At 55.2% G+C, this 15,132-nt stretch carries 12 protein-coding genes and 1 pseudogene; 10 read left to right on the forward strand and 3 right to left on the reverse strand.

Annotation, left to right across the window (positions count from 1 at the left end; genetic code table 11):
- Positions 1–92 precede the first annotated feature (92 nt).
- Complete coding sequence (locus tag BCM02_RS01900; RefSeq protein ID WP_187433963.1) at positions 93–1,733, forward strand: cellulase family glycosylhydrolase; 1,641 nt, start codon at positions 93–95, stop codon at positions 1,731–1,733.
- A gap of 190 nt (positions 1,734–1,923) precedes the next feature.
- Here the strand turns inward: BCM02_RS01900 and BCM02_RS01905 are convergent.
- Both BCM02_RS01905 and BCM02_RS01910 read right to left on the reverse strand, forming a co-directional pair.
- A pseudogene (locus BCM02_RS01905) lies at positions 1,924–2,081 on the reverse strand (IS1182 family transposase); the annotation flags it as partial.
- A gap of 306 nt (positions 2,082–2,387) precedes the next feature.
- A complete protein-coding gene (locus tag BCM02_RS01910) occupies positions 2,388–2,783 on the reverse strand; it encodes a DoxX family protein (RefSeq protein ID WP_342791292.1) in 396 nt (131 codons plus the stop codon).
- Between the two features lie 218 nt (positions 2,784–3,001).
- Between BCM02_RS01910 and BCM02_RS01915 the strand changes: the two genes are divergently transcribed.
- The 7 genes from BCM02_RS01915 to BCM02_RS01945 all read left to right on the forward strand — a co-directional run bounded on the left by BCM02_RS01915 (position 3,002) and on the right by BCM02_RS01945 (position 12,264).
- Positions 3,002–5,308 (forward strand): helix-turn-helix domain-containing protein, encoded by a 2,307-nt coding sequence (locus BCM02_RS01915; protein WP_148927356.1) that lies wholly within the window; start codon positions 3,002–3,004, stop codon positions 5,306–5,308.
- A gap of 303 nt (positions 5,309–5,611) precedes the next feature.
- Entirely contained in the window at positions 5,612–6,574 is a 963-nt protein-coding gene (locus BCM02_RS01920; protein WP_246183148.1) for an ABC transporter permease, read from the forward strand.
- A complete protein-coding gene (locus tag BCM02_RS01925; RefSeq protein WP_148927357.1) occupies positions 6,568–7,425 on the forward strand; it encodes a carbohydrate ABC transporter permease in 858 nt (285 codons plus the stop codon). Before BCM02_RS01920 ends, BCM02_RS01925 begins: the two co-directional genes overlap by 7 nt.
- Positions 7,426–7,442: 17 nt before the next feature.
- Positions 7,443–9,080: an extracellular solute-binding protein gene (locus BCM02_RS01930; protein WP_148927358.1), complete on the forward strand. Its 1,638-nt coding sequence runs from the start codon at positions 7,443–7,445 to the stop codon at positions 9,078–9,080.
- A gap of 31 nt (positions 9,081–9,111) precedes the next feature.
- Entirely contained in the window at positions 9,112–10,803 is a 1,692-nt protein-coding gene (locus BCM02_RS01935) for a hypothetical protein (protein WP_148927359.1), read from the forward strand.
- Between the two features lie 9 nt (positions 10,804–10,812).
- Positions 10,813–11,862: a glycoside hydrolase family 88/105 protein gene (locus BCM02_RS01940; protein WP_148927360.1), complete on the forward strand. Its 1,050-nt coding sequence runs from the start codon at positions 10,813–10,815 to the stop codon at positions 11,860–11,862.
- Positions 11,863–12,030: 168 nt separating this feature from the next.
- A complete protein-coding gene (locus tag BCM02_RS01945; RefSeq protein WP_148927361.1) occupies positions 12,031–12,264 on the forward strand; it encodes a hypothetical protein in 234 nt (77 codons plus the stop codon).
- A gap of 108 nt (positions 12,265–12,372) precedes the next feature.
- On the opposite strand, the gene BCM02_RS01950 is transcribed toward BCM02_RS01945, so the two are convergent.
- On the reverse strand, positions 12,373–13,272 hold the full coding sequence (locus BCM02_RS01950; protein WP_148927362.1) for an aldo/keto reductase: 900 nt from the start codon (positions 13,270–13,272) through the stop codon (positions 12,373–12,375).
- Between the two features lie 209 nt (positions 13,273–13,481).
- Here BCM02_RS01950 and BCM02_RS01955 point away from each other — a divergent pair, with 209 nt between their 5' ends.
- Together BCM02_RS01955 and BCM02_RS01960 are read left to right on the forward strand one after the other, a co-directional pair.
- Positions 13,482–14,003 (forward strand): DinB family protein, encoded by a 522-nt coding sequence (locus BCM02_RS01955; protein ID WP_148927363.1) that lies wholly within the window; start codon positions 13,482–13,484, stop codon positions 14,001–14,003.
- A 197-nt stretch (positions 14,004–14,200) separates the two neighbouring features.
- Positions 14,201–14,893: an ankyrin repeat domain-containing protein gene (locus tag BCM02_RS01960; protein WP_148927364.1), complete on the forward strand. Its 693-nt coding sequence runs from the start codon at positions 14,201–14,203 to the stop codon at positions 14,891–14,893.
- Positions 14,894–15,132 lie beyond the last annotated feature (239 nt).

Consider the following 15,132-nt stretch of genomic DNA (forward strand, 5'->3'; position numbering starts at 1 on the left):
AGTTAAACCATCCGCGGGAAAGGAGGAGGAGCAGCAGCGTCGTTGCCGAAAGTTCGACTTGGCATCAACCTATTCTGAACGGAGGTTATGACATGATGTTAACCACGACAACAAGCTTGAAACCTATTTTTAAATCGTACGGGATCTATTTGCTCGCCGCCGTCATGCTGCTTGCTGCGTCCATATCCGGCTGGAGTCCGGCCGCGTCGGCGGCACCTGCCGTAACGGCCGATTTCGCCTCGCTCAACGCTTCGCAAGTGGTGTTCGAGATGGGCGCGGGCTGGAATTTGGGCAATCAGCTCGAAGCCAGCGCAAGCGGCACGCCGAGCGAAACCGCGTGGGGCAATCCCACAATCACGCAAGCGCTTATTCAGAAGGTCAAAGCGGCGGGCTTCAAGACGATCCGCATCCCGGTCTCCTATTTGAATCATATCGGAGGCGCGCCGAACTATACGATTAACGCGACGTGGCTGAACCGGGTGAAGACCGTCGTCGACTACGCCTACAACGAAGGCATGTATGTCGTAATCAACATGCATGGGGACGGTTACAATTCCGTCGCCGGCTCTTGGCTGCTCGTGAACGGGAGCGATCAGGCGACGATCAAAGCCAAGTACCGGAAGGTATGGCAGCAAATCGCGACGACGTTCGTCAATTATGACGAGCGCCTCGTATTCGAATCGATGAACGAAGAATTCGACGGCACGTACGGCACGCCGAACACCGCTTACTACGCCAACTTGAATGCCTATAATCAAATCTTCGTCGATACCGTTAGACAGACAGGCGGGAACAATGCGGCCAGATGGCTGCTTATTCCCGGCTGGAATACGAACATCGATTATACCGTGGGCAATTACGGCTTCGCCCTCCCGACGGATAATTACCGCTCGTCCTCGATACCGGGGTCCGAGAAGCGGATCATGATTTCCGTTCATTACTATTCGCCATGGGACTTCGCGGGCGAGGAATCCGGCATCATCACGCAATGGGGCGCGGGGGCGACCAACCCGGCCAAGAAATCGACCTGGGGACAGGAGGACTACCTCGAAGCCCAGCTGAAATCCACGTACGATAAATTCGTGACGCAAGGCTATCCGGTCGTCGTCGGCGAGTTCGGTTCCGTCGACAAGACGTCGCAGGATTCCGCGAACAACGCGTACCGCGCGACATTCGCCAAAGCGGTCAGCGCGACGGCCCGCAAATACGGCTCCGTGCCGATCATCTGGGACAACGGCTACAACGGGCAATATGGATTCGGCTTGTTCAACCGGTCGACCAACGCCGTGACGCAGCAAGGAATTATCGACGCGATTATGAGCGCCATGAACGCGAACAAGCTGAAGAACGCGGCGTCCAGTCTGTACGTTGACGGCATGGGCCGCGGGACGAACGGATCGAACGCGGGGCAATGGAGCGCCAGCACCAGCAGCAACCAAATCTGGGTCATGGAGTTCTACGGCAGCTATTATAAAATCAAAAATTCGGCCACGGGTTTGTATCTCGACGGGATGGGCCGTACGGCTAGCGGATCGATTTGCGGCCAATGGAGCAGCAGCGCCAGCAGCAATCAGCGATGGGTATTGGAGGCGTACGGCAGCAATTATCGAATGAAGAACGCGGCGTCCGGTCTTTATCTCGAAAGCGGCGGCAGTAGTACGAATGGAGCCGACCTGAAGATGGCGACCTCGAGTACGTCGACCAACCTGCAGTGGCAGATCGCGAAACCATAATATTATCGAAAGTATAGAAGAGGGCGTCTCAGAAGAGGGTTGATAAAAATGTCTTTACCTTCGAATGGCCTCCAATTGCACGAAAAATGGCGTTACTGGGTTTATCCCTGTGACGCCATTTGCCATTTTCGGTCCACTGCGGCTTTCTTCAACAAATTATGGGCGAGCGAAAGCCACCCGACCTCCATTGGTAGCTGTCCCGACCGCGCCGGGATAGGCTTTGGTGAAGAGGTTCATGTTTAAACGGTCGACGGCTTCGTTAACGATGCGAACGAGATGGTTTTGAGGGATATCTTCTTGCAAGTCCATTGGCAAGGACAGTTGGTCCATGATATATTCTTTGTACAAAAGAAGCCTCTCCTTTGTTAGTGTTTGGTCGCACTTACATTTTAACAAGGACAGGCTTCTTTTTGTTTTTGAAATTTGGAGTAGAGTTACCACGAACGGAGAGGGCGCATGATTCTGGAGAAGCGTCAGCGTTCGCCTTTGTGAGCGGATTCCTACCCTAGCCTACTACATTCAAGGAATCCGGGAACAACAGCGTTCGGAAGAACATGCGACCGCGCAGTGGATGCGGTAACTAAAAAACATGCAATTGAAACAGGGGGTCCCAACGTCATCTTTATGATGACTTTTGGGACACCCCCTTGATCTTTATTTGGCGGCGAACAATCGCTTGATCCGCGCGTCTCTTAACCAAAGTCCGCCCCAGACGAATAAGGACAGATACACCGAGAACAGCGTATGGGAGAACAACGGATTGTCGAGGCGGACATGCGTAGCGATGACGCCGCCATAGTAGCCCGTGAGCAGGATCGCGCCGAGTATAGCCGTGCGGGGGAATGCGTAGAGCAGCGTCGCGACGAGACCCAGTATGGCGATGACCAAAAGATGATGCTCCTCGAAACCGAGACTGACCGTGCTCTCCACGACCGATTCCGGTTTGAACAACTTCGCAATGCCGTCGAACAACATAAATATGATCACAATCCCGCTAAGCAAGTACGAAGTCCATCGCCGGCCTTTCGACATCCTTTTATCCGCCATCATACACATGACCTCCACTCAGATAAGTTGATGGCTACATCGTATCATGGCGAGCGCGGGCAGGTTTCTTCTCGATTGCGGGGTTGCCTCAACATCGAGTCCTAGCTGCGGTAAGCGTGACGTATGCTGATAATGCGGGACAACGCCTTGCTAGGAAGAAGACGAGCGAAGCGGCATGGACTTGCATGAACGATCGCGTGAAATAAGGAGGCGAGCACGTCGTGGTGAAGGTGGCTCTTCGGTTTCCGAATCGGTTCGTAACGGTGTTTGGCCTTCTATGCCTTGCCATCATTGTCGTCACCAGCTCGATCGCCTATTATAGTTCGGCCCGTCAACTGCAGAGCATGGCGGAAGTCTCCAATACCGAGCTTCTGAATCAGTTGAATCGAAGACTCGAATTAGCGCTCATGGAAATTGACAAGACGGTGATCGCCTTGCTCGGTTCGGCGGATGCTCGCCGTTTTTTTTATGAAGGACACGACAACCGGGCGCAAACGCTGCAATTGCAGGGCCAGCTCGCGAATACGGTAAATTCGTACGCGAACCTGCAATCCGTCTATCTGTATGCCATGCGCGACAACAAAATTTTGACCGATACGATTTATACGGACGCCCAAGATTTCTACGATGTGGATTGGTTCCCCTTGCTGGGGCCCCAAGACGATTATTACGCGTGGACGAACTTAAGGCCGGTTACGGAGCAGCCGGGGATCACCAAAGAGGTTCTGACGCTGATCCGTTCGTTCCCGCTGACGACGAAGGCGGAGGATCGCGTAGGGCTGGTCGCCGTCAACCTGAGAGCTTCGGTCATCCAAGACATCTTATCGGATTTAAAGCGGGCAGACGGGGTGGCTTATATCGTGGATGAGCGGGGGAAGGTGCTGGCAGGGAATCAAGAAGCGGCGATCGCTTATCCGGAAGACGAGCTCGCAGCGCTTATCTCGCAGATGCAAGCAACGTCATCCGGATTTGGTAAAGGAAAGTTCCAGGGAGATCGGAGCTGGGTGTTTTATTCCGCCATGGATTACACGGGGTGGAAATGGTTGTACATCGTGCCGGAGAGCCGCATCGGCGAAACGTTCGCGATTATCCGCAATATTATGCTGCTGATCGCGGGCGTCATGTCCATCTTGGCGGCGATCGCGCTAATGTGGGCGAATCGATTTTCTTATCGTCCCTTGGAAGCCTTTATCCGCAAGGTCGATTCACGGGTAAGCGGCTCGCAGTTCAACCATACGGGGACGAACATGAACCAACTGGAGTCCAAATTCGAGGCGTTCGTCACCAACTATTCCGCCGTGGAGCAGAGGCTCCGGGAATCGGTCCCTGCCATGAAGCTGCGCACGCTGCTTGACGTGCTGACGGGCAGCAAAACCTCGTACTCGCAGGCGCTGCCGTATTTGGATCGGGCAGGCGTGAAACTTTACGAAGCGAATTACACGGTGTTGTTCATCGAATTCGATCATCGGAAACAAGTGCGCCATCCGGATGACTGGAATTTGTACGCGTTCGGTCTGTGCAACGTAGCCGAAGAGCTCGTCAACGCCGATCCCGGCAGCTGCAGAGGAGCCGCCGTGCAGGTCAGCGCCGCCCAGTCGGCCGTCATTCTCAGCTTTCCCGATTCAGACCCCTTCGCGAATCCGCTGACCGCGTTAACGCTTGCGGAATCCATTCGCAAAAATATCGAAGAACATTTCAAGAAGACGGTCACGATCGCCATCGGCAAGCATTATCCGGATTTCGGCTCGATCCGCATCTCTTACCGGGAAGCGACGGAATTGCTTAAGTACAAGTGGGTGGCGGGCACCAATACGGTCATGACGTGGGAAGACATTCAAGACTACTCCGGCGCGCAAATCATGAAAATGTACGGGAAGATCGACAAGCTGACCGAAGCGGTGCGCGCGACCGATCCTACGGCGACGAATCGGCTGCTGGATCAATTGTTCGACGCCATGATCAAACTCAATATGAACGAGGACACGATCCGGCACATTTGCCAGCAGGTGCTGATCAAAGCTTCGCAAGCGTACTTGAGCGCCGGAACGGATCCGGACGACGACAGGTTTCAAGATTTCATGCTTCGCGATTTCGATACGTTCGAGACGATGCAGGATATTCGCCGCATGCTTCGGGAAAGCATGGAAGACATCATCGAACGACTGGCTCGCAAAAAAAGCAACAAAGACAAAAACGAGCTCATCGGGAAGGTCATCGCCTACATCGAGGAAAATTACGGTTCCCAAGAACTGTCGCAAAACCAGTTGGCGTCGATCTTTTCCGTCTCCCCGAGCCATTTGAGCCGGCTGTTCAAGGAGCAAACCTCGATCAACTTCCTTCATTATCTGATCGACGTCCGTATGAACGCGGCCAAGACGCTGCTGCGCCAGACTTCCCTCAACGTACAGGACATCGCGCTGCGCGTCGGCTACGCGAATTTGTCCAGCTTTTTGCGGATTTTCAAAAAATTCTTCGGCATGACCCCTTCGGAGATGCGGGGGACGTCTCCGGTCGAGGACGGAGACTGACGACTTCTTGATAGGCGAACAGGTTGTCCAGCCGATAGGTTTCGGCAAGGAGAGCCTGTTTGGCTCGTTCAAAGGCAGCGCTTCGAACGCTCATGAGCATTCATTCCGCAAAAAATATCATATTGCAATTAAGGCGATGCCCGGGTTTGCGTACTACCGCATGCTGTCCGGCGAGAGTCCTATGAGGCTGCGAATAAAATCGGTCATAGACGCCAAAAAGAGAAACTTGAGAAAGAATCCCCGTCTTCGCTATGGTTAGGGTGCAACGCGAAACGTACGCGAAGAAAAGGAGGGGAGGTTCGAGTGAAGCCAACCAACGGCCCGACGGAATCGAATAACGCGGCCAGTACCTTCCGAAGACGAAAGCGGATGAAGGCATTCGCGCGAGACCGTTACTTATACCTCATGCTGCTGCCGGCCATTGGGTTCTATGCCACCATGAAGTACCTTCCGTTGTACGGGGAAATGATCGCCTTCAAGGATTTTCAGATTATGAAAGGCATTTGGGACAGTCCGTGGGTCGGTTTCAAGCACTTTCGTCTGCTTTTTGCGAATGAAGACTTCTATCTCATTCTCCGCAATACGCTGTTGCTCAATCTGTACAGCCTCGTATTCGCTTTCCCCGCCCCGATCGCGTTGGCGCTGCTTCTTAATGAGGTCCGATCGGGGTGGTTCAAGAAGACGGTCCAAAACTTGCTGTACTTGCCGCATTTTATTTCTTGGGTCGTACTGGGCGGGATCGTGGTCGCCATCCTGTCGCCAAGCACCGGGGTCATCAACTTCATGCTGGAACGCTGGTTCGGCATCGAGCCGATTTACTTCATGGCTAGCGCGGAGTGGTGGCCCGTCATGTTCACGTTGTCCGGTATTTGGCAAAGCGCGGGCTGGGGGACGATTCTATATCTGGCGGCGATGGCCGGCATTGACCCGCAGCTGTACGAGGCCGCCAAGATCGATGGGGCGGGGACGGCGCGCCGAATGTGGCATGTGACGCTTCCCGGCATCCGGAGCACGATCGCCATCTTGCTCATTTTGCGGATCGGCCAGATGATGGATATCGGCTTCGAACATATCTATAATTTGCAGAATAATGCCGTTCTCGAGGTGTCGGAGGTCATCAGCACTTATGTATATCGGATCGGCTTGCAAGGCGCCCAATACAGTTATACGACCGCGCTTGGCTTGTTCCAAGGGGTGGTCGGATTGATCTTGGTGCTGATCGTCAATCGCGTCATTAAAGCGATGGGGGAGCGCGGACTATGGTAATCCGGTTCGGACGCGCGATGCTCTATCTGTTGCTGGCGCTCATCGCCTTTACGACGCTGTTCCCGTTCCTCAACGTGCTCGCCTCCTCCTTGAGCAGCAGCCGCGCGATTGTATCGGGCGAGGTCACGATCTTCCCGGTGGAGTTCAACTGGGATGCTTACGCGAATCTCCTGCGGGATGGTCAACTTTTTCGGGCCATGAAGAACACGGCAATCATCACGGGAGTCGGCGTCGTCCTGCAAATAACGGCCACCACGCTTGCCGCCTATCCGCTCTCGAAGAGAAGGCTGCAAGGAAGAGGCATCATGCTAGCTCTGATCTTGTTCACCATGTTGTTCGGCGGGGGACTCATCCCGTTGTTCCTCGTCCTGAAAGCGCTTCACACATTAGATACGTATTGGGCGATCTGGCTGCCCGGTCTCATTAGTACCTACAATCTATTCGTCATGAAGACGTTCTTCGAGGAATTGCCGATCGAGCTGGAAGAATCGGCGTCGATGGACGGGGCCGGCGACATCACGGTGTTGCTCCGCGTCTGCTTACCCGTTTCGAAGGCGATTATCGCCGCGTTATCTCTTTTTTACGCGGTAGGACTATGGAACACGTATTCGTCGGCCCTATTCTTCCTCACGAGTTCCGATAAGATGCCGCTCGTCATTATGTTGTATCAGATGATCCAATCCCCGGCGGAGACGCTTCTCGCGGTGGATAGTTCCGACACGGGCGTCGTGCAGCCGGAAGCGTTGAAGGCGGCGGCCATCATCATTGCCATGTTACCGATCTTGTGCGTCTACCCGTTCGTTCAGCGGCATTTCGTCAAAGGCATGCTGATCGGTTCGGTGAAAGGATAAGTCGAAGGAGGACGGTCATGAACAAAAAAAGAGGCTTGGGGAACGTCGTGAAGGTCTGGTCGGTCATGCTCTGCACGCTGCTTGCGCTCGCCGCCTGCAGCGGTAACGGCGGCAATGCATCGAATTCGGGCGGGAAGGATGCGAACCCGGCAGCCGGAAGCGGGCCAAAAGGCGCGAATACGAACGCAGGCGGCGAGAAGGGTTCGATCAAGGAATCCGAGCCGATGAAAATAAGCGCTTCGATCTATGACCGCGGCAAGGTCGCCGCGGACGAGGGCAGCTATGAGCACAACCGCTGGACCAAGTGGATGGACGAACAATCCGGCGTCGATGTCGAATGGGTACCGATTACGAGAAACCAAGAGGCCGACAAATTCAACGTGTTGGTCGCTTCGGGGCAAGCGCCTGACCTCATCTCTTCCTATGACCGAAACTTGCTCGCCCGTTTCGTCGATCAAGGCGCGGTGCAGCCGATCGACGACTATTTGGATCAATACAGCACGGTATATAAGCAGTATTTGGAGGCGCATCCGGAACTGAAGCCGTATGTCACGTTCAACGGCCAAATCTACGCGGTTGCCAGCTTGCGCAACACGAGGGCGCTGACGACCGTTTGGGTTCGCCAGGATTGGCTCGACAAGCTGAAGTTAAAGGTGCCGACGACGATCGAGGAGCTGATCGACGTCGCGCGGGCGTTCCGGGATCAGGATCCGGACGGCAACGGCAAACCAGACACCGTGCCGATCGCGGGTTCCCTCGCCTATACGCCGATCATCGAGGACTTGTTCTTCGCCCGCGGCTGGGAATGGTTCATGGAGGACGGCAAGCTCGTGTACGGCAACTTGCTCGATCGGTACAAGGACGTGCTAGCTTTCCAGAAGCAGGTATATGACGAAGGACTCGTCGACAAGGAATACTTGACGGACAAAAACTTCGCCCGCCAGCAGCAGCTTTGGGTAACGGGCAAAGCCGGCATTTATTTCGAATACGTTACGATGACGTCGTTTCCCGACTTTAAGAAGAACAATCCGGACGCCAAAGTCGTGCCGATCCCGCCGGTCGCCACGAAATACGGCACGAACGGTTACCAAGAGGAAGTGCCGAACTACCTGCTCACGGTATTCAATCAAAACATGAAAAATCCGGAAGCGGCCTTTAAGTTCCTGGACTGGATGCTGGCGGATGGCTGGGACGATATCACGAGCGGCGAAGAAGGCGTTCATTCCACGAACGTGGACGGCATTCCCGTCATCATGGATACGGAGAAATACAACAAGGAAGTTGCCTATGCCGCCGAGTATCGGCTGCTGCATCAGGATAAGCTGACCGCGGAATCGATCGCGGCGGCGGCGGGAGACGATCCGATCGCCCGAGAATTCGCGCAGATCAAAGGGGACGCGATGAAAGTGGCGGAAGGGACGAAATACCGCAAGGATTTGCCGTATCGTCCGGACTTCAAGGAATTGATCGACATGGAAGCGCAATTCATGAAGAAGCGGGACGAAATCATCGCCTCCGTCGTCATTGGCGGCTCGAAGCATACCCCGGAATGGGGAGCGGCGGAGCTGCTCAAGGAATGGAATCGGCTTGGCGGCGAGGAAGTGAACAAGAAGGCGATGGAATGGTACGAGAAGAACAAAGCGAATTTCGAATAACGCCAAGGCTAGAAGGGGGGATTGATTCTTCATGGAAAATACAGACCCGGCAATCGCGGCGCTGGAGGCGGAATGGGCGCGGCTGGAGAAAGTCAGATACACCGATGAGGCGAGTTATGGGTTCGGAAGTTTCAATCCCGCCGTCATGTTCGATATCGCTAATTTCATTCACGTCTCGATCCCGTTGGTTGCCCATCCGAATTCCAGCTTCCGCCGCGATGCGGAACTGCTCCGCCGCATTCAGGAGCAGATCGATTATTTGCGTCGTATACAGCTTCCGAGCGGCTGCATCTCGCTCATCGCGTGCAACATCGACTCGCCGCCGGATACGGCTTTCGCCGTTCATTCCGTCGCGCTCTGCTACCAGGCTGCCGTGAAGTCGCGCATACCTGAACTAGAAGGCGTTATTCAAGGAATGCGGCAGTTTATGGAACATACGCTGCCTTGTCTGTTAACCGGCGGCATCCATACGCCGAATCACCGCTGGGTCCTATGCGGAGCGCTCGCGCTCTTGTATGAGATCTTCGGCGACGAGGCGTTGAAGAAGCGGGCGTTCGACTACATCGGAGAAGGCTTCGATATGAACGCTGCCGGCGAGTGGACCGAACGAAGCAACGCCATCTATAACCCGATCTGCAATCTATTCCTCTACCACGCGGGCAGAGTGTTTCAATATGAAGAGGCTTATGCGTCGATACGGCAAAACCTGTCCATGATGCGTTATATGCTGCATCCGGGAGGCGCGGTCGTCACGGAATATTCCAGTCGTCAGGACCTCGGAGAGATTATGATGCTGAACGAGGATTACGAAGTCATCTGCCGGTTGATGGCCGCCAAGGATGGCAACCCGCAGTTCGGCGCGCTTGCGAATCTGGCCGCGGCCAATAGGGACGGCAAAGGGAAATCCGTGCTATACGAACTTGTCTTCCCCGACGAGATGAAGCGCGGGAGAAGTGCGTCTTCTCTGAAGGATCTGCCGGATCGATACACCGTTCTGCTCAATGAAGGCGCGCGCGCCCGGGTATCGGGAACAATTCCTCCTATACGCCAAGCCGTCCATTCCGGCGCGCCGATCGTGCGGCATCGGAACGGGAAATTAAGCGTGACGTTGATGAGCGGACAAGAGAACTTTCTCTACGTGCAATACGGAAGCGCCCGCATCGTGGGCATCAAGCTGTCGCTCGGCTGGTTCGGCATCGCGGGCGTCCCGTTCTCCGACCTGAAGCGAATCGACGAATCCCGTTACGAATTAAGTCTGCAACTCGAAGGTTCTTATCGTGGACCGCTGGATCATAGCCTTGCGGCATCGGCGGGCGGCGCGTTCTTCGACATGCCGAATGAACAGCGCGAGAAGACGCACATCACGGCGCTGCCCGTCGTGATCGGGGTTGAATGGGGCGCTCGCGAGGTGCACGTGGATTTGCGCGTCGACGCCGTGCCCCATTTGTTCGCGCAGCTCATCGTGGCAAGCGACCGGATGGCGGAGTTGTCGGGGGATATGACAGCCGTCATGCCTAATGCTCACCTGCTTAATGGGAACGCGGCTCGAATCCGACAAGCTCGGGATTGCATGGAGATCGTTGCGGGAGCTTGCGAGCACGACTTCATCACGCTGCGCAACGACCATCTGTCCCCGAACGCGCAGCATCTTATCTGCAACTATATGACTCCGTTGAACCGTCGATTCACGATACGCTGTTCGGAACTGACGACCAAGGAGTGAGATCGCCCGATGAACGCGAAGACGGTAGAACTGTTGCGAAAGGTAGCGGCGTATACGATGAATGCGGACGAACGCAACCTCGAACAGAACTGGACGACAAGCCGATTGCGCGAATGGCAATGGGGGCAGGGCGTAGCGCTTTACGGACTGGTCCAGACCTATGAGGCGCTGCAAGATGACGGCGTGATTGCTTTCATTCGAAGGTGGGTAGACGCCCATCTGGATGCCGGCGTCATAGGCAAGAGCATCAATACGACCGCCCCGTTGTTAGCCGTTATCAAGCTATGGGAGCTGACCGGCGAGACGCGCTATGCCGCAATCTGCGACGAATTCGCCGATTGGTGCCTCGCAGAGGCGCCGCGCGCGGACGAAGGCGCCTTCGAGCATTCCTGCACCGAGAACGCGTACCCGCAGGAAATCTGGGCCGATACGCTATTCATGGGCGGGATCTTCCTCGCGCGTTGGGGCGTCTTGCGTCAGCGTCAAGCGTACGTGAAGGAAGCAGCCCGTCAATTCATTCTTCATTATCGTTATTTGGCCGATGACCGCAGCGGACTGATCCATCATGGTTATTACGGCAAGGAACGCGCGCGCAAGGGCGTCTTGTGGGGGAGGGGGAACGGTTGGTTCGCGGCGGCCGGGGCCGACGTTCTGCCGCTCGTGTCGAATTTGGCTAACTACGAGACGTTGAGGCAGAACATCGTCGGCCATCTTGAAGGGGTCAAACGCGCGCAGCACGAGTCGGGCGCTTGGCACACGGTGATGGATGATTGGCAGACGTATCCGGAGATGTCCGCTACGGCGGCTTTTGCCTATGCGATGAACAAAGGCGTCCAGGGCGGTTGGGTTGACCCGAGCGATCGTTCTTATGCCGTCAAAGCGATCAATCGGCTGGCCGCGAGCATTGACGAGGACGGCCTCGTCAACCATGGTTCCGGCGGTACTTGCGTCATGGCGGATAGTCGGGATTATCATGCGATCCCGTATACGTTCTCCTATTTCGCGCAAGGGCTTACCCTGATGGCGTTATGCAGCGAGTTGGGTTCTGATTCAGGCTAAGAATAAATGACTTCTTTTTCCTCCCGGTGAACATTATCCCATCTTCTCGAACTGGATCAAGCGATTGGCATTGACAGCCAAGGACGCCTAATCGTCCCTATAACGGCATTCAACGAAGCGCTCGGCATTCAATCGTCCTGGACGGAGCGGGAAGGCTTAGTACCGGCTATGCAGTCTTATGAAGCGAGGGGCGCGCGGTTTGTCCTGCAGCTGGCGAGCGGCCGATGGGATTCGGCGACCGCGGACTTCAGCGCGGGATTGGCGGCTTCGCTCCCCGGACCGACGCTGGAAGCGTTCTGGTCGCAGATTCAAGCGGTGGACGGCGGGATTGCCTCGTTAGAGCATGCCGCCATCCAGAGGAACGCCGTGCACACGACGGCCAAGCTGCTCTCTAATGGATGAAGCGGCAGGCCAGCAATGAATAACCCGCAAATATAAAAAAGCAGCGCTCGCTCTCGTCAGGGGAGCGGGCGCTGCTTCTTCTGTATGGTCTCAACGCGTACGTATAGGTTAAGTAGTTGCTACGGCGGCATCAAGCCGCTTCTGAATCTCTGCATAGACATCCGCCGGCAGCTTGCCTTTCGCGGCGAATCTTAGATTATCCGCCAGATGCGTCGGATTGATCGTGCCGACGATCGTCGTGTCCATGTGCGGATTCGTCAGCGTGTAGCGCAGCATAAAGCCGGTCCGGGTCTCGCCTTCGTCCATCAGTTCGTCCAGGTTGGCGCGTTCCCAGACCGCCCAGCGGTCGGCCGCTCCCCGTCCATGGCCGGGCTCGCCTTGTCCGACGCCGCCGCGAATGATGACGCCCGCTCCGCGTTCGCTGGCCTTGGCGATCCACGGTTCATGCTCCCGTTCCAACGCGGAGTAGGGGATTTGGAACGTGTCGAAGGCTTCCCAGTCGATGAAGCCGGACAAATTCGGCTCGTAGGAAGAGATGCCGATCCAACGCGCCTTGCCCGACGCCTGAATCTCCTTCAATGCGTCGATCAGTCCGCCTTCTTCAGCTTGTCGGACGGTCGGACCGTGAAGCTGAAGCAGATCGACGTAGTCGGTATTCATCCGGCGCAGGCTCGTCTCGATATTGTGCAGCACGTTATCGCGCGTCCACACATGAGGCGTCTCGTCGTGGTCGCCATGGTCGACGAGCGTGCATCCGCATTTGGTCGCGAGAATAAATTCATGACGACGGTGGCTGATATACTTCCCGATCAGCTCTTCGCTTCTTCCGTAGTCGTAGGAGGTGTCGATGAAATTGATGCCGGCGTCCAGCACCGTGTTCAAGATGCGCGCCGAATCCTCATCCGGCACCGGCCGGCCGTTCCATACGCGGGGACCGCGGATTTCCATCGCGCCGTAGCCGAGCTGCGTCACGCGAAGACCGGTTCTGCCAAGCGTGGTTTGTTCCATCTTTGCATGCTCCTCTCTCATTTTGGAAGCGGTAACGATTCTCGGGACTATCATAGTGCATGTTCGCATATCGATCAACGGTTTTCTTTCGCTCCATCGCGCGCCGAACTTTATGAAGAAGTATGACGGACTGTTGTCATATTTCTTTATTTATACTGTTTATAGATTCACGAACACCACTACGCTAAGTTCAAAGGAGACGTAACACGATGACTAACTATGCGATCGAGATGTACAACTATCACAACTGGGCCAACCAAACGATACTGGAGCGAATCCAAGCCCTTCCGCCCGCCGTGTTGAGTCAAGACGTTAACACCTCGTTCCCGACCATTGCCCACGGCCTGAGCCATATGCTTGCGGTAGATACGACATGGTACCAGGTTGTATCCGGCACGAGCATGCCGGAAGCGGTGCAAGCCTGCATGCCGCTGAACGGGCGTATTCTGGATGCCGTGGAGGATTACATTCTAGCCTTCGATCAATTATCCGTACCATTTGCAGCGCTGCTGCAAAGCCATTCCGATCTCGAGCTGACGATTGATCTCGATAATCCGTACGCAGGTTCTCGTCGCACGCGATTGTCGGAAATCGTGCTGCATGTGGTCAATCACGGTACTTACCACCGAGGCAATCTCTCCACGATGCTTCGCCAGCTCGGCCATGCTTCGGCCATGAACGACTATGCGCTGTATTGGTATCAAGATAAGGAATCGAACAATTCACTTTAATCAGACCGGGAAAGGTGTTACAGTCTAGCTGCAGATCCATAACGCGGAAGCGTGCGGCGCAATCGCATAAGCCGAAGAGATGAACGCTTTCGGAAATGTTTATATTCCGTTTCGATTTCGTTTATCGATTCATCGCGAATCGTTTAGCCTTCTCCGCTATCCTATATTTAGCCAGTAACTAGAGGAGAATGAGGACGATGCGACAATGGCTGATCGTATGCATAGGGTGTCTGTTCATCCTTCAAGGTTGCGCAAGCGCGAGAACGATCGATGGTAACGAAACGGAGGGCAAGAACATGAACGAGTTACTGCTCCAAGCCGCGGGCCGTCAAGATGCGGAAGCCGTCATGAAATTGGCGCAAGAAGGCGCCGACGTGAATGCGCAGGACGGCAAGGGAAGAACCCCGGCGATGATCGCGACCTACAACAACGATCCGGCAACGGTACGCGCGCTCATTGACGCCGGCGCGGACATCAACATCCAGGATGAGATTCGCAATTCGCCGTTCTTGTATGCCGGCGCGGAGGGGTATCTCGAGATTGTGAAGCTCACTATTGCGGCGGGCGCCGATCCGGCGATTACGAACCGATTCGGCGGAACCGCGTTAATTCCGGCTTCCGAACATGGCTATATCGACGTCGTTCAAGAATTGCTCGCGAACACGAACGTCGATGTCAACCATGTGAACAACTTGGGGTGGACGGCGTTAATGGAAGCGATTATTTTGAACGACGGCGGCTTGAAGCAGCAGCAGACGGTCAAATTGCTTATTGAGCACGGCGCCGACGTGAATATCCCCGACCATGATCGGGTTTCGCCTCTACAGCACGCAAGGGATAAAGGGTTTCATGAAATCGAGCGGCTCTTGCTTGAAGCAGGGGCGAAATAACGGTTCATCATGCTGAAATATGGAATGGCGTTGCAAGCTTACCGGCTTGCGGCGCCATTCGCCGTATGCGATCGATCTTATGACGCGATACGTAGTCAAGGAGCCGAATGGGCATAGTAGCAAAAGTTGACACGATCAACGATTGGATCGCGTCCTGCGGGGAATGAAAATGAAGTTGACACGATACCGACCGGCGTCTTATGATCTAATCCGCACCGAAAGGCATCTAATCAGATAAT

Source organism: Paenibacillus methanolicus, assembly GCF_008124765.1.
In the GTDB taxonomy this organism is placed as follows: domain Bacteria; phylum Bacillota; class Bacilli; order Paenibacillales; family Paenibacillaceae; genus Paenibacillus_Z; species Paenibacillus_Z methanolicus.